The sequence below is a fragment of the Kocuria sp. HSID16901 genome, assembly GCF_003989425.1.
GTDB lineage: Bacteria > Actinomycetota > Actinomycetes > Actinomycetales > Micrococcaceae > Rothia > Rothia massiliensis.
The window spans coordinates 198,881-222,735 of record NZ_RBLM01000001.1 but is presented as its reverse complement, the minus strand read 5'-3'; the positions used below and the strand labels follow the sequence as shown (position 1 = coordinate 222,735).

Genomic DNA, 23,855 nt, shown 5'->3' with positions numbered 1-23,855 from the left:
CACGAATTCGGTAAAACCACGCGATTGAACCCCTAGTGCCGCTTAGCGTTGCAATGTACCGATCGGGAAGAGTCCCGAACGGGATCAATCGCTCCTCATCACCATGAAGTAGGCCATTCAGTGCGTCATCGCTTAGTCACCCGCGGAGCCGTGGCCCTCTGCATTCTCGTGGCCGTTGCCCTGATCGGCTATGGACTGGCTCAAGCCATGACCACCTCCCACCAGCAGACGGTTCAAGGCACCAGTGAGAACTCTCCTCACAGCGGCGACGGCACGAAGGCGAATCCCCGCCGCACCCGACTGGAGGTCGGACTCGACGGATGCACCAAGGGCTGGGACGACCCGGGGGCCGGAGCCCAGGTCTTCGACATCAAAAACACCTCGGACCGCCCCATGGACGTTGTCCTCCTCGGTACCGGTGACAAGGCCGCCGACCCTCATCACGATCCGCGAAAGGCGCAGATCTACGCAGAGCTCGAAGCGCTCGGCCCCGGAGTGACCCGTTCCATGACCACGAGCATCGAGGCCGGCCACTTCCACTTCTCGTGCATGCCGGAAGATGGCCCTGTGGTCGACGGCACAGACACCAACGTTCCCCAGCCGTCGGCGGAGCTCGCAAGTTCGCTCCCGAGCCCCGTCCAACATGCCGCGCCCGCGACCGAGCAGGAGCTCATTCCCTATACGCAGCAATACGAGGAATGGGTTAAGGGCCAGCTTCCCGACATAGCTTCGCAGGCAGATCAGCTGAAAGACGTGATTCAACGACGTGGTCCCAATTGGCGCGAGGAAGCCCAATCTATCTGGCTGACCGCGCATCACCGCTACATGACCCTCGGCGGAGCATATGGCGCCTTCGGCGATCTCGGCGACTCCATCGACGGGACGGCGGCCGGCCTCCCCCAAGGACCCAACGACCCCGATTTCACCGGCTTTCATCGCATCGAACGTGGCCTGTGGGCCAACGAATCCCCCGACGATCTGCTCCCCCTGGCACAGGGGTTGAGCAATGACTTATCGAGTCTCCAAGACCAAGACCTCGCCGTCGGCGCTCTCGAGATTGGTCTTCGCACCCACGAGGTCTCTGAAGATATCGCGACGCAAACTCTCAGCGGTGTCGACGATTTTGGTTCCCACTCAGGCGTCGACTCGGCGCGAGCACAGACGGAAGCCACGCAAAAGCTCGTCGAAATTCTTCGCCCCCTCTTGGCCGATCGCATGCCGGCCGACCATCTCACGGCGATCGACCAGCGACTCGATGCTGCCCAAAAACGTCTCGACGACGCCAGCGCCGCGCATCCTCAGACGGCCCCGGCCGACCTTCCCGTTCCGGAACGCAATGCCGTGCGGTCCCAAATCGGCCAACTCTCTGAGCAGTTGGCCGAAGTTGCCGCCGTCACCGACATCAGGAGAGCCACGTGAGTTCACGCCGATCATTTCTTCTCGCGGGCGGTCTAGGGCTTGGTACCGCCGGCGTAGGCTTCGCCGCCCATGCCGCCGGCTCCGACAAACCTACGTCCGGGGACCACGACGCCGGATCACCGAACCCCGCCTTCCACGGAACCAACCAGGCAGGAATCGTAGAGAACCCACGGGCCGCGTCCACCGCCGTCGCCCTGGACCTGACGTGCACCAACCGATCCGAATTGACGGACTTCTTCAAAGCACTCACCGACCGTGCTCGGGCATTGACGACCACCGGGATCTTCGATGACCAGGCCAACGGGGTAGCCTCTGCCCCTGCCGACTCAGGGACTCTCGGTGACTCATCACCGCGCGATGGGCTCGCCATCACGGTGGGCGTGGGTTCCTCGCTCTTCGACGAGAGATTCGGGCTGGAGCACAAGAAACCTCGTCGGCTGATTCCCATGGAAACCTTTGACGGTGACCGGCTCAAGGATGACCTGCGCGACGGGGATCTGTCTCTGATCATTTCCGCCGACGGACGGGACACCGTGCTTCATGCGCTGCGGGACATTCTGCGCAACACCCGCGGTGCCGCGACCTTGCGGTGGAAGCAAGACGGCTTCACCTCGACGCCGCGGCCCCAAGGTACGCCCCGCAATCATTTCGGCTTCAAGGATGGAATCTCTAACCCTGATACCTCCGACGCCGACACCATGAACAATCTCGTCTGGGCCCGAGACGCGGATCAACCCTGGACGGCCGGCGGCTCCTACCAGGTCATCCGCCTTATTCAGATGTTTTCCGAGTTCTGGGATCGCATCAGCCTGACCGAGCAAAACAACATTTTTGGGCGCGACCGCTCGACCGGCGCGCCTCTCGACGGCAGCAAGGAAACCGACGAACCGAAATACGTGGATGACCCCCGTGGTTCCGTGGTTCCGCTAACCGCCCACATGCGATTGGCTAATCCCCGCACCGACGCAACCGCCCACCAACGCATTATCCGACGTGCGTTCAACTACGAGAACGGGATGAATGCCAACGGTGATCTCGATCTGGGCCAGGTCTTTGTGTGCTACCAATCCGACATCGCGGGCCAGTTTTCGACTATTCAAAAAAGGCTTTCCGAAGATCCCCTCAACGACTACATCTCGCACATCGGCGGAGGCTATTTCTTGGCGCTACCCGGTGTGCGTGATGCCCACGATTTCTTCGCTCGGTCTCTCATGACCTAGTGAAGACCGCCCACAACCGGGCAATGACCCACACACATTTCTACTCCTCACTCACCACAAACCTTTCGAGGGAAAACATGCGAACTTTTCGTTGGCGTTCCGTCATCAACACCACCACCGCGCTAGCTTTGGCCACCGGAACCGCATTGGTCGGTTTCCAAGCCCACACAACCCCCGCGTCCGCCGAAGGGCAGACATCGACGCCGATCAAACACGTCGTCGTGATCTTTGACGAAAACATTTCCTTTGACCACTACTTTGGGACTTACCCCAATGCGGCCAATAAGCCGGGAGAAGAATTGCAGGGAGGCGGCGCCGCCGGACAGTTCACGGCAGACCCGAACACGCCTCAAGATGTGAAGACGCTGACGGGGGATCACCTCGATGGCGACAAGAATCCCAATGCCGTGAAGCCGTTCCGCCTCACCCCCGAACAGGCGGTGACCTGCGACCAGAACCATAATTACGGTGCCGAGCAGCAGGCCTATAACGGCGGGACGATGGACAAATTCGTCGAATCCGTATCCAAAGACAAGTGCGCCTCGGCCGGTTCCCAAATGTACGAAGCCAACGGCGAAACCATGGGTTACTACGACGGAAATACCGTAACCGCTCTATGGAATTACGCACAGAACTATGCGATGAGCGACAACTCGTTTTCCTCGAATTTCGGCCCGTCAACGCCCGGTGCCCTCAACCTCATCTCAGGTAATACACACGGCGCCACGTCACACGACCCCAAAACGGGTGACAAGACGGCCACCCCGGATCCTTACGCCATCCAAAGCCCCGACAAGGACGGCGTCGGGACCGTGATCAACGATCCGGATCCGCTCTACGACGACTGCTCGAATAAGTCCGGCTCCGCATCGAATAATTTGGCGTCCCTTTCCGGCCGCAACGTGGGCGACATGCTCAACGAGAAGGACCAAACGTGGGGCTGGTTCCAAGGCGGTTTCCGTCCGTCCACACCCGCCAGTTCCGGCACGAACGCCAAATGCGAGACCAAACACGCGAACGTCGCCGGACAGGAATCCGTCGACTACTCGCCACACCACAATCCGTTTGCCTACTATAAGTCCACGGCCAACGAGCATCACACGGCCCCGGCGAACGTCGACGAGATCGGGCACAACGGCCAGGCCAATCACAACTATGACCTCGATGACTTCGACTCGGTCGTGAATTCGGACAACATGCCCGCTGTGTCCTTCTTGAAGGCCGGCGAATACCAGGATGGCCACGCCGCCTACTCCGATCCCGTCGACGAGCAGCACTTCTTGACCCATCGGATCAATCAAATCCAAGCCTCGAAGAACTGGAAGGACACCGCCGTGGTCGTGGCCTACGACGACTCCGACGGATGGTACGACCACGTCGCGGCCCAGATCACCAACGCCTCAAACGACACTTCTCCCAAGGGCGATCAGTCCATTTGCACCGATGCAGCCGCACGCGGAGTCGCTATTTCCGGTGGGTACCAAGATCGTTGCGGCCCCGGCACTCGACAGCCGTTGCTCGTGATCTCTCCCTATGCGAAAACCAATTACGTGGACCACACCCAGACCGACCAAGCATCGGTGTTGCGCTTCATCGAAGACAACTGGGGCTTGGGCAGGGTCGGCGATCATTCCTTCGACGAGAAGGCCGGTTCGTTGAATTCCATGTTCGATTTCGCCCGGAGCGCCATGGCTCCAGCTCTCAAGCTGAACGAATCTAACGGCACGGTCGTGAGCAAGGGAGATTCCCCGAGCGAAAGCCCCACGCCGAGCAACACCGCAACACCGAGCGCGGAACCATCGGACAGCACCGGGGCATCGACCGGAGCCGCCCCGTCGGCCGGTTCGCAGCCGTCTGACTCGTCCAGCGCTCCGGCTTCCTCAGGGGCCGCTCCCGGCGTAGTGCCGGACGATCGAAACCCCGGGGCAGGCACGAGTCAGGGTACCGGTGGAGATAACGCCTCCACATCGAATGCGGCTCCCGGAGACGAATCCTCCTCGTCGTCCTCGAGCGACCAGGCCGGAGGTCAAGGCGCTTCCGACGGTCTGGCCTCCACCGGAGCCAAGATTGGATTGCCCATCGCCATCGGCCTGATTCTGCTGATGATCGGCCTCGGGTTGTATTTCGCTTCGCGCAGGTCGCGGCAGCAAGAAGACCACTAACCCGGGCGCGCGGCGTCCTCCATCAGAAGGGACCATCTGAGGCCAGCGGACTTCGGATGGTCCCTTCGTCGCATGAGCCATGTCTCTGCGACGGACCGGAGCGCTTAACCGTCGATGGTATCGGCCAGATCCTTCCAGCGGTCCCGTTCCTCCGACAGGCCGGCTCTGGTCCCGAGCACTTCAATCACCGTGATCCCCTCGATAGGCTCCCTCAGGGCCTCTCGTAGCTCCCCAAGATCCGTGACGCGCCGGAACGAATGACCATAGGCCTCAGTTAGTCCACCAATGTCGGCAACCTGCGGTGTACCAAAAAAGCGCTCGACGGCGCCTTCCCACGCCGAATCCTTCGCGACCTTGCCGTGTTCCAGGGTCGAAAAAATGCCACCACCGGAATCGTTGAACACCACGACCTGCACATCTGGAATGCGCTCGTGAGAACCCAGCATCAAGGATCCGGCGTCGTGCAGGAACGTAAGGTCGCCGACCAACGCTCGCACCGGGGCACGGCGAGCCAAGCTCACTCCCGATGCCGTGGCCAAGGTCCCATCGATTCCGGCTAATCCACGGTTTGCCATGACTGAAACGGGGGTTGAATCACGGTGGCTCGTGCCGTGAGCTCGAGCCTGAACCCCAGGATCGGGAACCGCGGGCAGGGAGACCATGTCCAGATCGCGGATGAGATTCGACGAGCCGACCACCAAATCCACGCCGTCCTTCTCGCATGCCTGCGCCACGGTGCGGGCAACGCCGGGGCCGCTCGGGAGGCCGTGGGCTCTTTCTCTGTCGGCAATGAGCCGCTCCAGTTTCGCTCCCACCGCAGCCTCGGAGGCCTTCCACCGTTGGACCCACGACGGATCGCACACTCCAACGGCTTGTCTCACCTCGGCCAGGCTCGCAACCGGTCGTTCAGCACGACGGCTGGGGTCGGCCCAAGCCACAGGCCGCGGTAGATAGATGATGGATTCGACATCGCCGCGAGCTAGCAAGCGTTGCACCGGGCGAGACAGCGTTGGCTTCCCGAACAACACGACCTTCTCGATCTCCCGGCCCAATGGACCGTCAAGGATCAGCGGATAGGCGCCGACGGCACAGGCGCCACCCCGAGCGCCCGAGGAGGGTTCTGCAAGTAGTGGTGCGTCAATCGCCTCGGCAAATGCACGAGCCACCTGGCCCGCCCCGTCACCGGCCACGACCACCGTCCGAGCTACGGATTCGCGTTCGGAATGCTCCGAGGGCTGGAGCGCCGCAAGCACCGTATGGTCCAGAGCCACCGGCGCGTTCGGAACCTCAAGGTCACGCAGCGATTCGGCCCACTGGGTGAGGATCTGTCGCATGCGGGCATCAGGGGTGAGAGGGTCATCAAAGGCGACATTGATCTGGACCGGTCCGACGGGTCGGTCAGAGGCAGCACCCCAGTCTCGAGGATCTCGCCCGGTGAGGGCGGCCAGGCAGTCGTTAAAGGCAGCGGTCTGTGTTGCGGGTTCTTCCTCTGGGTAGCTGGTGAGGTCTGCCGCGGCGCGAACATGGGCTCCGAAAATCTCCGGTTGCCAGGTGGTTTGGTTCGCTCCTGTCCCCCTCAACCGAGGTGGCCGGTCGGCGGAAAGAACTGCGAGCGGCGTCTGCGCGTGATTCGCCTCCATGACGGCGGGCATTAGCTCACCGACGGCCGTTCCCGAGGTAGTGACAACGCCCACTGGAGTGCCGCACGCCTTGGCCATCCCCAGCGCAGTGAATCCTGCTGATCGCTCGTCAAGACGCACCGTCACGTCCAGTACGCCTGAGCGGGCGGCGGCAGCGAGCGCGTAGGCCAACGGTGCCGACCGAGATCCAGGAGCCACCACCACCTGCCGCATGCCGGCTCGAATGAGCGAGTCCAGAACGGAAACTGCGGTGAAAAACGAGTCCTGAGAAGCCTCTTGGGAAGTCACCCCACCTATCTTACGCCGCATCGGAATCATGATTTTGGGCGCGGACTTTGGATTTTATTTGAGAATGATTATCATTCTTCATGATGAACCGGACCATTGCTCGCCTGACCCCCAACCGCCACGGAGCCCTCGCGATATTTCTTATCGCGGTCCTCGGCGCGTCAATCCTCGCCGCGATCTCATGGGGAGCGGCTGCTTATCCCCTACCTCAGACCTTCTCCCATCTTTGGGCCTGGCTCACCGGCGGATCCATCGCCTCCGATGAGCTGACGGACTACACGGTGGTCGTTGATATTCGCACCCCACGGGTCCTCATGGCCGGTCTCGTGGGCGCTGGGCTGAGCGCCTTGGGAATCGCAGCCCAGGCCATGGTTCGCAATCCGCTCGCCGACCCGTTCATTCTGGGCATCTCCTCCGGCGCTTCGGTAGGGGCCAGCGCCGTGGTCTCTTGGGGAGTGTTCTCTTCCCTTGGGGTATACGCCCTCTCCACGGCGGCTTTCGCCGGGGCGCTGATAGCCTCGGTCGTCGTCTATGCGCTCTCCCGAACGCCACAAGGGGTGGCCCCGGTTCGTCTGATTCTCACCGGCGTCGTCCTCTCCTTCGGTTTTCAGGCCCTGATGTCCGCCATCGTCTTTTTCGCCTCCCGAGGCGACGCCGCACGATCGGTCATGTTCTGGATGTTGGGTTCGCTCGGCGGAGCCACCTGGCAGCAACTCCCCTTGACGGCGGTCGTCACCATCGGGTGCGTCGTGTACCTCCGTGCGAAGGCCTCGGACATGGACGTCATTTCCATGGGTGACGGTTCGTCAGCATCCCTGGGGGTGGACCCCGATGCTCTCCGTCGCCGACTCTTTTTCGTCACCGTCTTGGGCACCGCAACGCTCGTCTCCGTCGCGGGAACCATCGGCTTCGTCGGCTTGGTCATTCCCCACCTGACCCGCATCGTCTTCGGCCCGGCCCATCGCACGGCGACCCTGATCGCTCCCTTGCTGGGCGCGATCTTCATGATTTGGGTTGACCTTGCCAGCCGCGTCGCAACCCCTCCCCGGGAGCTTCCGCTCGGCGTCGTCACGGCACTCTTCGGGGTCCCCGTTTTCATCATGTTGTTGCGACGCCGCGGATACGTCTTCGGAGGATCCCGATGACCTCAGAACCCGGAATGCATCTGAATCAGCTCCACCTCTCCGTTGCCGGCACAACGGTCGTCCAGGACCTCACCGTGTCACTCCGGCCGGGCAGCGTCGTTGGATTGGTGGGGCCCAACGGTTGTGGCAAATCCACGGTGCTTCGAGCGCTGTACAGGGCCTCACGTCCGACCGGCGGAACCATCCTGATCGACGGTCGAAAAATCGACGACCTCTCCTTCGCAGAATCCGCACAGCTCATCGCGGCTTTGCCGCAAGAGGAGCGGCCCGAGCTGGACTTCACGGTGGCGGAGGTCGTGGCGTTGGGGGCTGCGGCAGGACCCAAGGCGACGCCACCAACCATCCAGGACGCCGTGGAACAAGCCCTCGAGCGTACGGGCATGGCCGCGCACGCGGACCGAAGCATTCTCGGCCTTTCCGGCGGCGAGAGGCAGCGCACCCTTTTGGCGAGGGCCTTTGCCCAGCGGCCCCGGTACCTGCTCCTCGACGAGCCGACCAATCACCTAGACCTGAGCCATCAACTCGACCTGGCCACCGAGATTCATCGGTTCGTCCAGGAAAGTTCTGCAGGTGGTAGCCCGGCTACCGCCGTACTCGCTCTACACGACCTCAATCTTGCCGCCGGCCTTTGTGATCGCGTGATCGTGATGTCCGGGGGCGCCATCGTGGCCGATGGACCACCCCACGAGTCATTGGACCCGGCAACCGTCGAAGCGGTGTACGGCGTCCGTCCGACTCTCATCCGCCGCCCCGATACCGGGGCGATCCATCTCCTTTTTCCCATTACTCGAACCTTGGAGGTCTCGTGAAAAGCATCCATCGCTCATCCTCAACCACCCGCGGTTTCCGGCGACCAGCCCTCGCCGCTGTGGGACTGGTCGGCATGCTTCTCGTCAGCGGTTGCGGCGCAAATGTTGCCGCGGACTCCCCGAAGGAAGATAAGACGTCCGTCACCAACTGTGGCCGCACCACGACCTATGCAACCCCGAAGAACCCGGTGGCCTACGACGTCTCCGCGATCGAAAAGATGTTCTCCCTCGGACTCTCCGATTCGATGCGCGGCATTGTCCTGCCTGCGACCGTCTCTTCCGTGATCGACAAGTCCCCGTACAAGGAGGACTACAGCAAGACCGACACCATCTCTGACACCGTGCTTGGTCAGGAAGCCGTGGTCAGCGCCAAAGCCGACTGGGTGTTTGCCGGATGGCAAGCAGGATTCAGCGAAGAGCGGGGTGTCACCCCGGATTCGCTGGAAAAGGTTGGCATCAATTCATTTATGCAAAATGAAACCTGCTTCAACTACAAGAACAACAAGTCTGATATCGATCCCGTCGACGCGACGTACCAAGATCTCAACGATCTCGGAAAGATCTTTAAGGTTGAAGACCGCGCAACGCACCTGGTGGACGACCTGAAGAAGCGTCAGAAAGCCCTCAAGGATGCGCCCCGACCCAAGACGTTGAGCAACGTGTTTGTGTACGATTCCGGGACCAAGGAACCCTATACCGCAGGACGTCGCACCGCCTTGAATTCGGTGATTGATCTCGCCGGTGCACGTTCTGTGACCGGAGACCTCGACGCTCGGTGGACCACAGTTGGGTGGGAGCCGGTCGTGAAGTCGGAACCGCAAGCGATCGTCGTCGTTGATTACAACAAACAGCCTGTCCAAGAGAAGATTCAGTACCTCAAGACCCAGTCCCCGTTGAAGGATTCGCCGGCAGTCCGGAACGACAACATCTACATCATGGACTACGGCGAGGCGATCTCCAGCCCGCGCAACATGGAGGCTGCTGAAAAGCTCAGCGACTACCTCAAAGAAAAAGGTCTTCGATGAGCGTCCTCGCAACCTCAGGTGACTGGACGATCGCTGATCTGATCGACGCCGTCGTCGAACGTGAATCGTCGACGACGGCGCGCGGTGACGAGCCCACACTAGCGAGTAGCGTCTTTTGGATTCAGCATGGCACTCGGCTGAGCGCCGGTGGGGCCCTGTACCGAAACCGCTACGTGTTGGTTCGCGTTGGTTCGGCCTTTGGAGCCTGTGCTTTCGAAGAAGGCGAGCTCTCGCCGGAAATCGCGGAAATGTCCGGGGTGCCGGTGCGCGACCTCCTGGCCCATCCGTCCCAGCCACTACGAACGGCGACTCTGGATGCCTGGCTTGGTGCAGCCTCGCCACATCGGGAGGACCCGCGGGCGAGCATCGTGCATCTTCCCACAGGAACGCCGAGGGAACGAGCGATCGCTCGGGACCGTGAGATTGCGGGCTTGCTCGACCTCAAGCCGGGTATGCAGGTCGGACTCATCGGGGTCGTGAATCCGCTCGTTGAAGCCATACGGAAGCACGACGCCGTCCCGTTGCCTTGCGACCTCTCCATGACGGAAACCCAGTGGGGCGATCCCGTCGAGCGGGATATGACGAAGGTGATTGCCCAAGCAGATGCGGTGATTGCCACGGGCATGACGCTCGGAAACGGGACGTTTGACCCGCTTCGTCAGCAATGCCGCGAGCGCGGGATCCCGCTGGCCGTGTACGCGCAGTCAGGAGCCGCGATTGCCCGAGAATTTCTCGGTTCCTCTGTCGCAGCGCTGAGTGCCGAGCACTTCCCGTTCTCGCAATTCAGCGCAGACGCGTCCCCTCTGTATCTGTATCGAGACAGGGGGATGTCTGAACATGGCTAAGACCCCCATCGAATCCGGCGCCCAGGCCACCGCCAGCGGCGCAGAGCCCTCCGACCGCCACATTGCAGCGAAAACGTGGCCGCTCTGGGTTGCCTGCGCCCTGGGGTTGGTGCCCTTCACGATCTATTCCAACTTTTTGGTGGAGATCACCCAAGAATCGGGGGCCTCGGCTGCCCTGATGGGGGGCCTACGGGGAATCGGCGGCGTCGCGGCGCTCATTGTCGGGTTCACCTGCGCTCCACTCCTGGACCGGGTGTCCCGGCGCGCCGCCGTCGGCGCGTCCCTTGCGGTACTCGCCCTTGCCTGCGTCGTCGCCCTGGTGGCGACGGCGTGGGCGTGGGTCCTTTTCTGCCTCGTCGTGGGTGCGGCAACCTCGGTGCTGAACCCGGCCGCCTCGGCGTTGGCAGCAGATTTGTTTCACGACGAGGCAACCGCGGGGCGAGCCGCCACCCAAGTCTCTTCCGTCATGACGTTGACCGCGGTCCTCTCGGCCCCGTTACTTGCCGCGCCCGCCATGCTGTGGGGGTGGCAAGGGGACTTCGTCGCGGCGGCGATCCTATGCATCATGCTGGCCGCACTGGTGGCCAGCCCGTGGACGAGTCTCGCGTCGTCCAGTTCAGCGCCTCCCGAGGCTCCGTCCGGAAAACCCCGAGGATATCTCGCGTCGTGGCGCATTGCCGGGCAATTGCGGGGAGTTCTTCCCATGCTTATTGCCTCGGCGGCCCGCACCTCGGCTTTCATGGGTCAGCTCGCGTATCTCGCCGTGTTTTATCACGAGCGTTTCAATCTTGGCCCCGGCATATTTTCTCTCGTTTGGACGCTCTCGGGTTCTGCGTTCTTCGTGGGGAACTGGTTCGGGGGTAAGGCCCTACGCTCGGTGAGAGACCTCCGACAGTCTGCACTCATCGGATGCGTCGCCGCCGTCGCGGCTACCCTCGCCGTGGGCGGCCTCTTCATGGCACCGACTGCGCCGTTGGCTCTCTGCGCGACGGCAACCCTCGGTGCCTCACACGCGGTGCTCGCCGCATCGGTGACCGTGATTCTTGTCGGACAATCTTCGGGCCATCGCGGCACCATTCTCGGGCTCAACGGTGCAGGGCAAAGCCTCGGCGTGTGCATTGGCGCCTCCATCGCTGGGCTGGGCTTGGCGCTCGGCGGATGGCACGGAGTCGGGCTGGTGCTGGCCGTGACCACCGCCGTCGCGATCGGTGCCGCTGCCTTTACGGCCGTGCGACTCCGCCCCGCACAGCACTCCGCCTTGAACGCCTCCTCAACGGGGGACGATTCGTGAGCGGCGAGGCCGTCCAAGGATCCGAAACGTTCCCCGTGGGCCACGGAAAGTGCATCAGGCACCACGGGGAATTCCTCCAGGGATGTTTCTGGGACGACGAGAGTCGAACCTACGTTCCAGGACTCGTGACGGTCCCCATCCCTGAGATCCAGACTCACGCCGTCTTTCACCCAGACGACGCGCCGGGAATCAGGGTTTCCGGGGACCGTCCCAAATCCGCACGAGCAGCGGCTTTGACCTTGGAGGCTTGCCAACGGCACGGCGGTACGCCTCCACCCGGCGGCGTCGTGGATATTTCCAGCCAGGAGGATCGCGGCTGGGGCATGGGCTCGTCGACGTCCGACGTGATCGCGACGGTTCGCGCGGTTTGCTCGAGCTGCGGCGTCGACCTCTCACGGTGGGAAATCAGTCGGCTTGCGGTACGCGCTGAGGTGGCTTCGGACCCACTGGCCTTCGAATCCTGCCCCGTCCTGTTTGCCCAACGCCACGCGCGGCTCCTCCGACAGTGGCAGCGCCCTTTTCCGCCCCTCGCGTTGGTGGGCTGCCGATTGTCCCGCGAGCCCGTCAATACCTTGGCGATGCACCATGAGCCCTACTCACGCTCGGAGCGGCGGGAATTCCACCGCCTGCGTCGAGATATCGGACGGGCCATCACGCGAGGAGACCCGAGACTGCTAGGGCGAGTGGCCACGCGCTCTGCGGAGATTAATCAGCGTCGCGTCCATCAGCCAGGGTTCGATGAGGTGCTTGAGATCTGCCGATCCGTGGACGGCGTGGGCGTACAAATTGCCCACAGCGGAAATGTTTGCGGTCTCCTCCTCGACGATCGCTCCCCCGGCACCGCCCACAAGATCACCCAAGCGCGCGATGCCCTGACGCGTGCAGGTTTTCCCCCGACCCTTGAACGACGATCGGAACCACACCATGCTTCCTGCTGAACCACATGCCCCCAAGCCCGGTCTCCCCCAGTCCATAACAACCCATGCCGGCCAAGCGCTAGGCGCTCCCGATCTGATCAGCCTCGAACCGAACCTCTACGCGTTGCGCTTCGAGGTCATGAAAGCCTGGTCGGCCCGCGCGGCCCTCGAGCACCTCTTGGAGATCGGAAAAATTTCCCCGGGCGACACCGTCATTGACTCGTCCAGCGGCATCTACGCTTGCGCCCTGGCGATGGCGTGTCACGAATACGACCTGAAGTGTTACATCATCGGCTCAACGACCATCGATCCGGTGCTTCGCGCACAATTGGCAATGTTTGGCGCCGAGCTGGAGCAGATGCCTCCGTCCATGTCCCTCCGAGCGGACCAAGACCTCCGCGTCGCTCGGGTCTTAACGCTGCTGGAACACAACCCTGAGTGGCATTGGATGCAGCAGTATCACGACGACGTTCACTGCCTCGGATATGGCCCCCTCGCGCATGCCGCGGGTAAACTACTGGCCGACGAGGGCGTGAACTCGGTGGAACTCGTCGCGCCCGTCGGGTCGGGAGTCTCCAGCGCGGCGCTCGCGACCGGACTAGCCGAGAGCGGGCTTGACGTGAGCCTCACCGGAATTCAACCTTTTGGGTCCGTCACCTTCGGATCCGAAGACGTCGAAGACCCAGATATGCTCATCGCCGGAATCGGCAGCTCCATACCGTTCCGCAATGTGCGCCACGATATGTATGAGCGGATCCATTGGGTTTCCTACCGTGTGAGTCGAGCTGGATCGGTATCGCTCTGCCGGGACCATGCTCTCTTCGCGGGTCTCAGCTCGGGGGCAGCCTACGCCGTGGCCCGCGACGCGCTCTCACACCCCACGGAACCTCACCACGCCGTCCTGATGATCTGCCCCGACACCGGCCATCGGTACCTCGACCCCGTCTTTACCGACATCGACAAAGTCCCAGCGGTGACGCAGTTCTCCCCGCATCACCTCTCGTCCGCATCCGAGACGCCCCGCCTTCCGTGGTCCGCGGTGCATTGGGGCGGACATGTCTAAACCCGGTTCCCGCGGAGAGAACCGCTAGGCCCGACCATTCAGCTCGGTGTAGCAGGCACGGAGCCGCTCCATCCACCAGTCCCGCCGTTCGCCACCGACGGCGTACCGTTCAACGCGCGCAGGATCAGGTTCGGTCCGTACCGCCGCGAGAAAACCGTCCTCGGGAATCAAAGGGCGTTCCACCAGATCGCCGGTGAATAACGACGCCGTGCCCAGGCCACACCCGTGCGACAGCTCCGGCAAAGCGGCTGCCAGCGCCAAGCCCGCGCTCATCCCAACGGACGTCTCCAACGCCGAGCTCACCACCGCCGGTAACCCAGACTCTCGGATCACTCGGAGGGCATTCTCCGGCCCGCCGAGGGGCGCCGCTTTGACCACGATGAGGTCCGCGGCCCCCTCGGCGGCCACTCGCAACGGGTCCGTTTCTTTCCGAACCGATTCATCCGCGGCGATGGGAACTCCGAGGTCTTCGCGATCTACAGCCTCACGCAAACGTGCCAGTCCCGGAATCGTGGGGACGGGTTGCTCCACATAGGCCGGTTCGAATTCCGCAAAGGCCCGAAGAGCAACCACCGCACTCTCATGGTCCCAACCGCCATTCGCGTCCATCTTCACGACGGCGTCAGGAACGACCCTGCGAACCGCCGCGATCCGCGCGAGATCATCCTCCAAGCTCTGCCCACGCTCGGCGACCTTGATCTTGACCTCGCGCACCACACCGCGGGACCGCGCCAGCACCTCGGCGACACGATCCGGCCCGACCGCAGGGACGGTGGCGTTCACGGGAACTTCTTCACGCACCGGCGTCGGGAACGGACGCCATGCAGATTCGATCGCACAGGCGAGCCATCGCGAGGCTTCTGGGGCTTCGTACTCAAGGAAGGGGCAGAATTCGCCCCATCCCTCAGGTCCACGAAACAGCAACGCTTCTCGGTGGGTTACCCCACGAAATCGAACATTCAGCGGCACCGATACGACGACGGCCGTCTCCTGCAACTCTTCCAGGGACGGACAATTGGGTAGGCTCATGCTCCCACTGTGCACCGTCTTGGCGCACAACGCGAAGCTCGTCACCGGTCACCAGGGAATATTCAGGAAAATTCCGAGAAACGGGCAGGTCTCCCTGGCATCCTCGAAAAAGAGCAGTTGACCGACGATGAGATGAGGGGGTCCCAGGCGCATGACCACCGAGCCAACCCCGGCTATGGGCCAAGGCCCCGACCGCGATTGGCCGTCGGCACGAAAGAAAAGTTCGTTCCAGCCGCCAACCACCAAGGTCGTCATCAAACATCTCATTGTCCTGGCCGTGATGATTGCCGGTCTTTGGGCGACGATCTGGGCCTTCCTGGACAGCTATTCGGGGCAATGGATCGACCAAACGGCGCTCTCCGAGGTCAGCAATAACCTTCGCCGGTACAGCCAGTCCTCCGTGACACTGCTCAATGCATTGCCGCTCATCTCTGGGGTCCTCGCGCTCATCGGCATCGTCATTGTGCTGGTTCGGCGCCATCGATTCGTTCCGGCCTTGATTGGACTGCTCACTGCCGCGGGAGCCAACGGCACCACTCAGCTGCTCAAGTCCTCCATCCTGGACAAGCCCAATTTGGGTGTCCAGGAAGCCACCATGAATTCCTTGCCGTCTGGTCACACCACATTTGCTGCGGCAGCGGGTGCCGCCCTCTTCTTGGCTGCCCCGAAAAAGTGGCGGCCCTTCTTGTCCTTGCTGATGTTCCTCTTCAGCGTCGTGACCGGCGTGGCCACCGTGATTAACGAGTGGCACCGACCCGCCGACATCGTGGCAGCACTCTTCGTGGTGGGAGCCTGGACCACCATTGGCCTGTTGACCCTCCGTTTCATTCCCGCAGAGGATCAGGACACCTCCAGCACCCGCCACACCGGGATGCTGATTATCCCGCTCATGGTCATCTCGGGGCTCTTCTTGGGTTTCTGTGCCGTCGCCACCTACACGGTCTCCGCGACCCAACACTTCGCGGGCGCCGCGCTCTTGGGGAGTCTGTGCCTGATTCTCGCCGTCGGCATGATCAACACGGCCATGCTCGTGTGGCTCTTGCGGCGCAAACAGCCTCTCGCCGAACGCCCCTACACCAAGGTGTGGACGTACTAAACCACCGGCCCCAGGGTCGAATGATCGTGAATATGCTCAAGGCGGCAGACACTCGGTGTCTGCCGCCTTGTCGCGACTTCTAGGCGTGCTCGCCCGTCGTGATCGGTCCGGTCACTCCCGACGGCGGCTCGTCGGAGACGTAATCCTTGCCGGTGATGCCCTTCTCCTGAAGCCAAGCGAGACGATCCAAGAGGATACGTGTCACGCCGGCGTCGTAAGGAAGCTTGTACATGGCCGCGGTGGTTGGCCCCGCCTCCGGATTAGCCGTCGACGCCGCGATGCGATCGATGGCCACCCGCATCGTCTCGGATTGGCGTTGCACGAAGGTTCGCTCCACGGGGGTTCCGTGCCCAGGGACGAAGACGTGATAGCGGTCCAGCCCAGCAACGGTCGCCAGGGTCTGCACCCAGACCTCGGGGAAAGAGTCGTCAAAGGCCGGGTCGGCACCCTGCTCGACGATATCGCCGGTGAAGAGGACCTCATCGACCCCCGCGAGGACATCGTTATCTGTGTGGCCCAAGCCCAGGTAGAAGAGGGTCACGGCGCGGTCCCCGAGATCGACACGGGTAAATGAAGCGCGCCCGCCGTCTCCCGGAAGCAAGCGGGTCGGGAGGATGATGTCCGTGTTGGGGCCCTGATGATGGGCCATCTCCGGTTCCAACGTCTCGACGTATCCGCGCTGACGGTCCGCGTATCGTTCCATCGCGCGCTCCGCGTTGGGATGAGCCCAAAACTCCGTGACTCCGTCGGCTGCGAAGACCGCGTTGCCGAAGATGTGATCGTAGTGGGCATGCGTGTTGACGACCACGAAGGGCAGATCGGTCAGCCGTCGCGCGGCGCGGAAAATTTCGGCGCCTTGGCGGGGCCCGGCACCGGTGTCGATGACCATGGCCTTCTCGCCGCCCACGATCAAACCGGTATTTAAACGGTAGTCATCCGTGGTGATGACGTAGATACCGTCGGCAATTTCTTGTGTTCGAGCCATATCTCTACGGTACTTGATCAGCGGTGATACGCACGTCACCCTGGTCTCCGTCCCGTCCGCTGGCCGCGATCAGGCCGCGTGCCGCTGGTTACGATGGATTCATGAATATCCCAGCTCACCCGCAGAATCCCGCGCTGGGTGCCGGTCGTTATGCGCCGTCGCCCTCGGGCGATCTTCACCTGGGAAATCTGCGGACCGCGCTCTTTGCGTGGCTTTTCGCGCGGTCGACGAATCGCCGCTTCGTGATGCGTATCGAGGATCTCGACCGCGTTCGCGAAGGCTCGGCCGAACGCCAACTCGACGATCTGGCGAGCCTCGGCCTCGACTGGGACGGAGAGCCGCTCGTCCAATCACGCCGCACGGAAGCCTATGAGGATGCCGTGGCCCAGCTGAAAGCCCAGAATCTCGTCTACGAGTGTTTCTGCACGCGCCGCGAAATCCAGCAGGCGTCCTCAGCACCCCACGGGGCCCCCGGTGCCTACCCCGGCACCTGCCGTCAACTATCCGCTGCCGAACGCGCGGCGCGCGCAGCAGAACGTCCCGCAGCCTTGCGGTTACGTGCGGAAGCCTCCAGCTGGACCGTCAACGACTATTACGCGGGAGAATATTCGGCGCCGGTGGACGACGTCGTCCTGGTCCGCAACGATGGTCGGGCGGCATACAACCTGGCGGTCGTGGTCGACGACGCCTTTCAAGGGGTCGATCAGGTCGTCCGTGGAGACGACCTCCTCTCCTCGGCTCCACGTCAGGCGTATCTCGCGGAACTCTTGGGGCTGACGATTCCCGACTATGCCCACGTTCCCCTGGTTCTCAACGGCGAAGGTGCGCGTTTGGCCAAGCGAGATGGCGCCGTCACGCTGGAACAATGGCGCGACGCCGGGCTCAGCGTGACCGACGTGGTCCGCAGGATCGCCGCGTCCATGCCGTTGCCCCCGGTGTCTTCTCCGTCAGGGCACCACATGCCCGAGACGGCCGAGCAGATGCTCGACGTTTTCGATCCAGACGCCATCTCGTTAGAACCCTGGACCATTCTCGATCCGTCATCGGAGCTTGCCCGTGTCTCTCATTAGCCGCATTCCCCCGTCGCGCAGGGGTTCCGCCGCCCTGCTGGCCGTGCTCATCGGTTCGACCGGAATTCAGACCACGACGGCGGTCGCCTCGACACTCTTCGAGAAATTTCACCCCGTCTCGGTGTCCGGGCTCCGTATGACCACGGCGGCGGTCGTTCTGTTGCTCGTCGCCCGTCCCCGGTTCTGGCGATTTGCCAAGGCGGACTGGATCTCGGTGGTGTCCTACGGCGTGGTGACCTCACTCATGAACGTCTTCTTCTACCTCGCCGTGGAGCGCATTCCCTTAGGTGTTGCCGTCACGGTGGAATATCTCGGAGCCTTTACGGTCGCGATGATCGGTGTCCGAAAGTTCAGGGACGGGCTCTTTGCCATGGGGGCCTTGGCGGGCGTCGTCCTCATTGCCGGCCCCACCTTCGGCGACACAGACCTGCTTGGATACCTGTTCGCGGCCCTGGCCTCGGCCTCGATGGCCGGCTACACGATCCTGTCCGGAAAGATCAGCAGCGGAACCGAAGCCAGCTCCGGGATTCGTGGGCTGGCGGTCTCGATTGCGGTCGGTGCCATTCTGTGGTCCCCGGCCACGGCAATGGCCGTGCCACACATGACGATGGGCGACTGGGGTATCGCGATTTTCATCGGCGCCGTGGGCCTGGCTCTCGCTTTCTCCTGCGACGCCATGGCGGTCTCCCTCACGAGCCCGGCCACCGTGGGAGTCTTCTTCTCGATGGACCCGGTGGTCTCTTCCCTGGTGGGACTTGGGTTGCTCGGTCAGTTGCTCACCACGGAGGCGTATGTGGGCATCGCTTTGATCGTGATCTCCGGGGCCGCCGTGACCTGGCGTGCAAACCGCTCGGCGGCGGCCATCGCGACTCACACGGAGGCCCTGAAGCTCATTCGAACCTCGGGAATCCCTCAGGTCAATCGACGCGACAACGGGCACTAATTCGCTTCTTAGCTCACTCGTGGCTGGGGCGGCGACGTCGTGGGCCACTCAGCAATCGGGCGAGGGCATCTTGTGTGAGTTCGAAGGGTCCATAGCACCGGCGACGTGGAAATGACATCGAGGCTAAGATCGAGACGATGAGCACTTTCGAGAATTCTCCCCTGCCCCCGTCCGTGTCCGACATTTTCGATCCTCACCGCTGGCGGTCCGTCGAAGGTTTCGAGGATTTTCAGGACATCACGTACCACCGGCAGGTCGAGCGGGATGCCTCCGGGCGTCCGATCCGTGACCTCCCTTGCGTTCGCATCGCTTTCGACCGACCCGAGGTCCGCAACGCCTTCCGTCCGGGCACGGTGGATGAGCTGTACCGCGCGCTCGACCACGCCCGCATGACCAGCGACGTCGGGACCGTGCTGCTCACCGGCAACGGCCCCTCGGCCAAAGACGGCGGTTGGGCCTTCTGCTCAGGCGGCGACCAGCGCATTCGCGGCCGCGACGGTTACCACTACGCCGATGGCGAGAACGCCGATTCCATCGACCCCGGGCGCGCGGGACGCCTCCACATCCTGGAGGTACAGCGCCTGATCCGGACGATGCCGAAGGTCGTGATCGCGGTCGTATCCGGCTGGGCCGCAGGCGGTGGCCATTCCCTCCACGTCGTGTGCGACCTGACGATCGCTTCCCGGGAATTCGGCAAATTCAAGCAGACGGATGCCACGGTCGGTTCCTTCGACGCGGGGTATGGCTCGGCCTTGCTCGCCCGCCAGGTGGGGCAAAAGGCCGCACGGGAAATCTTCTTCCTCGCCCGAGAATACGACGCCGAACGGATGTATCAGATGGGAGCGGTCAACGAGGTTGTGGCCCACGAGCGCTTGGAGGAAACCGCGCTGGACTATGCCGCGGCCATAGCTCGGCAATCCCCACAAGCGATCCGCATGCTCAAATTTGCCTTTAACCTGCCCGACGACGGAATGGTGGGGCAACAGGTCTTTGCGGGAGAAGCAACCCGCATGGGGTACATGACCGACGAGGCGGTCGAGGGTCGCGATGCCTTCCTCGGCAAACGCGATCCGGACTGGTCGCAGTATCCGTATTACTACTGATCGGTTGGCACGGACGGCCCGAGTCTAGTCTGGAAGTCTCATGGATTTCACTGCGTTGACCCCATTGCCCAGCCCGAGTTCCGTTCCCGAGACCGCCACATTCCTCGACGGCCCCGGTTCGGTCACACCCGTCGAGCTCCACCGGAATCTCTCCGGATGGCTCTCCCGGGAGACGCGACGGGGTGAGGAAACCCCCGTGCTCGTCGTCTCGACCTCAGGTTCCACCGGCCGGCCCAAACGCACCGTTCTGACCGCGCGCGCCCTGCGGGCTTCGGGACTAGCCACCGAGGCCGCCACGGGAACGGACGGCGGTGCGCAGTGGCTCTTGGCCCTCCCCGTGCATTATGTGGCGGGTGCCCAAGTCATCGCGCGCTCCGTCATCGCGGGGACCTCCCCCATCCACACGGCCTCGATTTCCAGCGACGTCAGTTTCGGGGCCGCCGATTTCCTCCGAGCCGCCGAGAAGCTCACCGGTCGTCACCGCATGACCTCGTTGGTCCCGACGCAAGTTCATACCCTGCTGGAAGACGCCGATGCGGGAAGCGTGCCACAAGACGAGCTCCTCGAGGTGCTGCGGGGATTCAACGCGATACTCCTCGGCGGCGCCCCGGCGTCGGCGGATCTACTGGCGCGTTGTCGGGTAGAGGGCATTCCCCTGGTCCTCACGTACGGCAGCGCCGAGACCGCCGGAGGTTGCGTCTACGATGCGCAAGCCCTCCCCGGAACCCGCATTGCCATACAACCTTCCGCAGAGGGCGGCCTCGGCAGGATCTGGCTCGGGGGGCCCACGCTGGCGTCGGGATATCTGGGTGATCCCGAGAGGACCGCGAGCGCGTTCCGGCACGACGCCGACGGACACACCTGGTATCGCACGGATGACCTCGGAGAGGTCGACGCACAAGGACGGTTGACCGTCGCGGGCCGCGCGGACGACGTCGTGATCACCGGCGGAATCAAGGTTTCGGCACGTGCTGTGGCCGCGGAATTGGAGCGGGATCGGGACGTACGTGAGGCATTGGTCGTCGCTCTCCCCAGTCAGCGGTGGGGACAGGAAATTCGCGCCCTCGTTTCGCGCGCTCCGGGCCGGAAGCCTGAGCTGGAGGCTCTCGGCGCGAATGTCCGGGAGAACCTCGGTCCCGCAGCCGTCCCCAAGCGCATCCTCGTAGTAGACCACCTGCCGCAAACCAGCACGGGAAAGCCCGACGCCGGGGCGGCTCGTCGTGCCTTGTCGGACGAGAGCCTCGGGACGTAACGACGACTCTCGGGCCAGGGCCCGTGAGACAATGAACTTTCCATCCACATCTTTTCTCTGGGCGGGATCGTGCCCAGAACATCGAGAGGAGCCTCCGTGGCAACCGTCGGACAGTGGGTCGAAGGCGCTCGTCTTCGCACCCTACCGTTGGCCGTCTCCCCCGTGATCGCGGGAACTGCCGCTGCGGTCCAGATGAGGGACTTCCGACCGCTTCCAGCCCTTCTTGCCTTGCTGGTGGCGCTTTTCCTTCAAATCGGCGTGAACTACGCGAATGACTACTCCGACGGAATCAAGGGGACGGACGACGCCCGCGTCGGTCCCCTACGCCTCACCGGCTCCGGAGCGGCGCCCGCCCACCACGTGAAATTCGCGGCCTTCGGATGCTTCGGCGCCGCCATGGTGGCCGGCGTGATTTTGGTACTGGCCACGCATCAGTGGTGGTTCCTCGTCGTGGGGCTCTCAGCGGTCTTCGCCGCGTGGGGATACACGGGCGGCAAGCATCCTTACGGCTATATAGGCCTCGGCGACCTCTTCGTCTTCCTGTATTTCGGACTGGTCGCAACCCTGGGAACGACCTTCTCTCAGGCGTCCCGGTTCTCCACAACGTCGGTGTGTGCCGCGATCGCCCTCGGATTGATCGCCTGTGCCCTCTTGATGGCGAATAATCTCCGGGATGTTCCCACCGATACCGACGCCGGCAAGAAAACATTGGCGGTGCGTCTCGGCGCTCCCCGCGCCCGGTTGGCCTACGCCGTCGAGATCGTTCTGGCCTTCGCCCTGATGCTCTTCACGGTTCCGGAGAATTCCTGGAACCTTCTGGTCTTCCTGGCCCTTCCGTTTGCCGTTCCCGCGGTCCGCACCGTTCTCACGGCTCAGGACCTTCGCGCCCTGATTCCCGTGTTGAAGCACACCGGGATTCTCAGCGTATTGTTCTCCGTACTATTGCTCGTCGCGTCGATCCTAGGAGCCTGATGACCTCGCCCACCTCGCCCTCGTCCTCACGCCGGGTCAGCGTGGCCTGGTGCGTCGTTGTCTTGCTGATTGCCTCGTGCTTGCGTCCGGCTCTCACCACGATCGGTCCGGTTCTCCACGAGATTGGCCACGACACAGGGCTAGGTGCCGGGGGCCTCGGGCTGATTGGGGCGCTCCCCCTGCTGGCGTTCGCCGTCCTGTCTCCGGTGGTCTCGCTGCCGGCCCAACGTATTGGCATCGAACGCGTGGTCCTCGTTGCGCTCGTGATTCTGAGCATCGGCATTCTGCTGCGCTCCACTCCGGGTGCGGTTCTTTTGTGGCTCGGCACGTTGCTGGTCGGCGTCGGAATCGCCATCGGCAATGTGTTGGTCCCGGTGATCGTCAAGAGGGACTTTTCACGTCATGTGGCGCTGATGACCGGACTGTATACCGCGGTGCTCTCGACGGGCGCGGCCACGGCTTCGGGCTTCACCGCACCGCTTTCCCATGCATTACCGGGCGGGTGGCGGACGGCCCTAGCACTGTGGGCGATTGTCCCCATCGTCTGTGCCATCTGGTGGGCTTTTCTCACCCGTCGTGCGCGCCGGGCCGAATTCGAGCGTTCGGGGTCGGTTCTGAAAGCGGTCACCGGGGCGATGCCAACGATTCCGTCTCCCGTGGAGCCTTCCGCATCTCGGCAGGTCTCCCTCTGGAAGACGCCGATTGCCTGGCAGGTCACGGTGTTCATGGGCTTGCAATCATTGATGTTCTATACGGCGGCCAACTGGCTCCCAACGATCGAGGCAACGCAGGGCTTCACGGCCGCGGAGTCTGGTCTGCATCTGTTCGTGATGCAGATCGTGGGCATTTTGGGCAATCTCAGCGTGAGTTTCTTTGCCGGTTCCAAGCCCTCACAGAGCTGGCTTGCCATGATCCTGGCGGGATTCCTCGTCGTGGCGGTGGGCGGCGCCCTCGTCGCACCTCAAGCCGCCATCTTGTGGGCCAGCTTCATCGGCATTGGATGTGGGGGTAGCTTCTCCCTCGCGCTGACCATGATTGGGTACCGCACCAATAGCTACGCCCAAACGATGAAGCTCTCGGGGATGGCGCAGTGCCTGGGTTACCTCATGGCCGCCCTCGGCCCCCTGCTGGCCGGCTGGTTCGCCGATCTACTCGGCGGCTGGGCCCCGGTGCTCTTCGTGATGTTGGGCCTCACCGTGGTGCACTTCATCGCGGGCATCCTGGCCGGCCGTGATCGAAAAATTGGTGCGGAGGCCTAACCGCGGCTCGGAGAGCTAAACGTCACGGCCTTCGCGGCGCAGCTGCTCTTCGACGTATTCGTCCTCGTCGGCAGCGGTCTCGTCCTGAGCGGTGGTTTTCTTCCGGCCGCGGAGGGACGACCAAGCGCGCATGAGGTCCCGTGTGGCGGCGGCGTGCAGCTTCGGGAAAGCCAGGTACCCCACGGCGAAACCGATCAAAATGGCAAAGACCGCCGCAAGGACCAATCCCGTATGCAACAGCGCGCACACGACGAAGACTATGACCATGATGGCGAGTCGGACGAGCGAGTAGTACAAGAACTTCACGGTCCTCAAGTCTACC

21 protein-coding genes are annotated in these 23,855 nt (G+C 63.0%); 17 read left to right on the top strand and 4 right to left on the bottom strand.

Features of this window, described 5'->3' with window-relative positions:
- The first annotated feature begins 120 nt into the window (after positions 1-120).
- The 3 genes from D8M21_RS01055 (at position 121) to D8M21_RS01045 (ending at position 4,801) form a co-directional block, all read left to right on the top strand.
- Positions 121-1,419 carry an EfeM/EfeO family lipoprotein gene (locus D8M21_RS01055; RefSeq protein ID WP_048683050.1) on the top strand — a complete coding sequence of 433 codons (1,299 nt, stop codon included), beginning with the start codon at positions 121-123 and terminating at the stop codon, positions 1,417-1,419.
- Complete coding sequence (locus D8M21_RS01050; protein WP_126855584.1) at positions 1,416-2,639, top strand: Dyp-type peroxidase; 1,224 nt, start codon at positions 1,416-1,418, stop codon at positions 2,637-2,639. Before D8M21_RS01055 ends, D8M21_RS01050 begins: the two co-directional genes overlap by 4 nt.
- Before the next feature lie 77 nt (positions 2,640-2,716).
- Positions 2,717-4,801, top strand: coding sequence for a phospholipase C (locus D8M21_RS01045; protein WP_065424333.1), 2,085 nt, complete (start codon positions 2,717-2,719; stop codon positions 4,799-4,801).
- A 104-nt stretch (positions 4,802-4,905) separates the two neighbouring features.
- Here the strand turns inward: D8M21_RS01045 and menD are convergent, their stop codons facing one another.
- Positions 4,906-6,729, bottom strand: a complete 1,824-nt coding sequence (menD, locus tag D8M21_RS01040) for a 2-succinyl-5-enolpyruvyl-6-hydroxy-3-cyclohexene-1-carboxylic-acid synthase (RefSeq protein WP_053090037.1) — start codon at positions 6,727-6,729, stop codon at positions 4,906-4,908.
- 80 nt (positions 6,730-6,809) lie between these two features.
- On the opposite strand from menD, the gene D8M21_RS01035 reads away from it, so the two are divergent.
- Genes D8M21_RS01035 through D8M21_RS01005 form a run of 7 tightly spaced genes read left to right on the top strand, consistent with a single transcriptional unit; the run spans position 6,810 to position 13,824 of the window.
- Positions 6,810-7,874, top strand: a complete 1,065-nt coding sequence (locus D8M21_RS01035; protein ID WP_126855580.1) for a FecCD family ABC transporter permease — start codon at positions 6,810-6,812, stop codon at positions 7,872-7,874.
- Positions 7,871-8,683 (top strand): ABC transporter ATP-binding protein, encoded by an 813-nt coding sequence (locus tag D8M21_RS01030; RefSeq protein ID WP_048683572.1) that lies wholly within the window; start codon positions 7,871-7,873, stop codon positions 8,681-8,683. Before D8M21_RS01035 ends, D8M21_RS01030 begins: the two co-directional genes overlap by 4 nt.
- A complete protein-coding gene (locus D8M21_RS01025) occupies positions 8,680-9,708 on the top strand; it encodes an ABC transporter substrate-binding protein (protein WP_238650914.1) in 1,029 nt (342 codons plus the stop codon). Before D8M21_RS01030 ends, D8M21_RS01025 begins: the two co-directional genes overlap by 4 nt.
- Positions 9,705-10,553 (top strand): Rossmann-like domain-containing protein, encoded by an 849-nt coding sequence (locus tag D8M21_RS01020; protein WP_082156909.1) that lies wholly within the window; start codon positions 9,705-9,707, stop codon positions 10,551-10,553. The genes D8M21_RS01025 and D8M21_RS01020 overlap by 4 nt, the downstream gene beginning before the upstream one ends.
- On the top strand, positions 10,546-11,844 hold the full coding sequence (locus tag D8M21_RS01015) for an MFS transporter (RefSeq protein ID WP_053090038.1): 1,299 nt from the start codon (positions 10,546-10,548) through the stop codon (positions 11,842-11,844). The genes D8M21_RS01020 and D8M21_RS01015 overlap by 8 nt, the downstream gene beginning before the upstream one ends.
- Positions 11,841-12,782: a GHMP family kinase ATP-binding protein gene (locus tag D8M21_RS01010; protein WP_048683574.1), complete on the top strand. Its 942-nt coding sequence runs from the start codon at positions 11,841-11,843 to the stop codon at positions 12,780-12,782. Before D8M21_RS01015 ends, D8M21_RS01010 begins: the two co-directional genes overlap by 4 nt.
- Positions 12,769-13,824 (top strand): pyridoxal-phosphate dependent enzyme, encoded by a 1,056-nt coding sequence (locus D8M21_RS01005; RefSeq protein ID WP_082156910.1) that lies wholly within the window; start codon positions 12,769-12,771, stop codon positions 13,822-13,824. The genes D8M21_RS01010 and D8M21_RS01005 overlap by 14 nt, the downstream gene beginning before the upstream one ends.
- Positions 13,825-13,848: 24 nt before the next feature.
- On the opposite strand, the gene D8M21_RS01000 is transcribed toward D8M21_RS01005, so the two are convergent.
- The gene (locus D8M21_RS01000) at positions 13,849-14,853 is read right to left on the bottom strand and encodes an o-succinylbenzoate synthase (RefSeq protein WP_048684035.1); all 1,005 of its coding nucleotides are present in this window, start codon (positions 14,851-14,853) and stop codon (positions 13,849-13,851) included.
- Between the two features lie 151 nt (positions 14,854-15,004).
- On the opposite strand from D8M21_RS01000, the gene D8M21_RS00995 reads away from it, so the two are divergent.
- Positions 15,005-15,949: a phosphatase PAP2 family protein gene (locus tag D8M21_RS00995; protein ID WP_048683579.1), complete on the top strand. Its 945-nt coding sequence runs from the start codon at positions 15,005-15,007 to the stop codon at positions 15,947-15,949.
- 79 nt (positions 15,950-16,028) lie between these two features.
- Here the strand turns inward: D8M21_RS00995 and D8M21_RS00990 are convergent, their stop codons facing one another.
- Positions 16,029-16,934, bottom strand: coding sequence for an MBL fold metallo-hydrolase (locus D8M21_RS00990; protein WP_048684037.1), 906 nt, complete (start codon positions 16,932-16,934; stop codon positions 16,029-16,031).
- A gap of 101 nt (positions 16,935-17,035) precedes the next feature.
- Between D8M21_RS00990 and gluQRS the strand changes: the two genes are divergently transcribed.
- From gluQRS to D8M21_RS00960, 6 genes are all read left to right on the top strand, one after another.
- A complete protein-coding gene (gene gluQRS, locus D8M21_RS00985) occupies positions 17,036-18,004 on the top strand; it encodes a tRNA glutamyl-Q(34) synthetase GluQRS (protein WP_048683584.1) in 969 nt (322 codons plus the stop codon).
- A complete protein-coding gene (locus D8M21_RS00980; protein WP_048683588.1) occupies positions 17,991-18,947 on the top strand; it encodes an EamA family transporter in 957 nt (318 codons plus the stop codon). Before gluQRS ends, D8M21_RS00980 begins: the two co-directional genes overlap by 14 nt.
- 137 nt (positions 18,948-19,084) lie before the next feature.
- Positions 19,085-20,050, top strand: a complete 966-nt coding sequence (locus tag D8M21_RS00975) for a 1,4-dihydroxy-2-naphthoyl-CoA synthase (RefSeq protein WP_048683591.1) — start codon at positions 19,085-19,087, stop codon at positions 20,048-20,050.
- Between the two features lie 40 nt (positions 20,051-20,090).
- Complete coding sequence (locus D8M21_RS00970; RefSeq protein ID WP_053090039.1) at positions 20,091-21,302, top strand: AMP-binding protein; 1,212 nt, start codon at positions 20,091-20,093, stop codon at positions 21,300-21,302.
- 96 nt (positions 21,303-21,398) lie between these two features.
- Positions 21,399-22,274, top strand: a complete 876-nt coding sequence (locus D8M21_RS00965; protein WP_048683593.1) for a 1,4-dihydroxy-2-naphthoate polyprenyltransferase — start codon at positions 21,399-21,401, stop codon at positions 22,272-22,274.
- Positions 22,274-23,533: a CynX/NimT family MFS transporter gene (locus D8M21_RS00960; RefSeq protein WP_048683596.1), complete on the top strand. Its 1,260-nt coding sequence runs from the start codon at positions 22,274-22,276 to the stop codon at positions 23,531-23,533. Before D8M21_RS00965 ends, D8M21_RS00960 begins: the two co-directional genes overlap by 1 nt.
- Positions 23,534-23,548: 15 nt before the next feature.
- Here D8M21_RS00960 and D8M21_RS00955 read toward each other — a convergent pair whose 3' ends face one another.
- On the bottom strand, positions 23,549-23,839 hold the full coding sequence (locus D8M21_RS00955) for a DUF4229 domain-containing protein (protein ID WP_048683599.1): 291 nt from the start codon (positions 23,837-23,839) through the stop codon (positions 23,549-23,551).
- Between the last annotated feature and the right edge of the window lie 16 nt (positions 23,840-23,855).

Bases quoted from the DNA above. Each gene is read 5' to 3' on its own strand.
- D8M21_RS01005 (WP_082156910.1), top strand. From the start codon at position 12,769: ATGCTTCCTGCTGAACCACATGCCCCCAAGCCCGGTCTCCCCCAGTCC.
- D8M21_RS00970 (WP_053090039.1), top strand. From the start codon at position 20,091: ATGGATTTCACTGCGTTGACCCCATTGCCCAGCCCGAGTTCCGTTCCC.
- D8M21_RS01045 (WP_065424333.1), top strand. From the start codon at position 2,717: ATGCGAACTTTTCGTTGGCGTTCCGTCATCAACACCACCACCGCGCTA.
- D8M21_RS00960 (WP_048683596.1), top strand. From the start codon at position 22,274: ATGACCTCGCCCACCTCGCCCTCGTCCTCACGCCGGGTCAGCGTGGCC.
- D8M21_RS00995 (WP_048683579.1), top strand. From the start codon at position 15,005: ATGACCACCGAGCCAACCCCGGCTATGGGCCAAGGCCCCGACCGCGAT.
- D8M21_RS01030 (WP_048683572.1), top strand. From the start codon at position 7,871: ATGACCTCAGAACCCGGAATGCATCTGAATCAGCTCCACCTCTCCGTT.
- D8M21_RS01035 (WP_126855580.1), top strand. From the start codon at position 6,810: ATGATGAACCGGACCATTGCTCGCCTGACCCCCAACCGCCACGGAGCC.
- D8M21_RS00975 (WP_048683591.1), top strand. From the start codon at position 19,085: ATGAGCACTTTCGAGAATTCTCCCCTGCCCCCGTCCGTGTCCGACATT.
- D8M21_RS00990 (WP_048684037.1), bottom strand. From the start codon at position 16,934: ATGGCTCGAACACAAGAAATTGCCGACGGTATCTACGTCATCACCACG.
- D8M21_RS01015 (WP_053090038.1), top strand. From the start codon at position 10,546: ATGGCTAAGACCCCCATCGAATCCGGCGCCCAGGCCACCGCCAGCGGC.
- gluQRS (WP_048683584.1), top strand. From the start codon at position 17,036: ATGAATATCCCAGCTCACCCGCAGAATCCCGCGCTGGGTGCCGGTCGT.
- D8M21_RS01000 (WP_048684035.1), bottom strand. From the start codon at position 14,853: ATGAGCCTACCCAATTGTCCGTCCCTGGAAGAGTTGCAGGAGACGGCC.
- D8M21_RS01020 (WP_082156909.1), top strand. From the start codon at position 9,705: ATGAGCGTCCTCGCAACCTCAGGTGACTGGACGATCGCTGATCTGATC.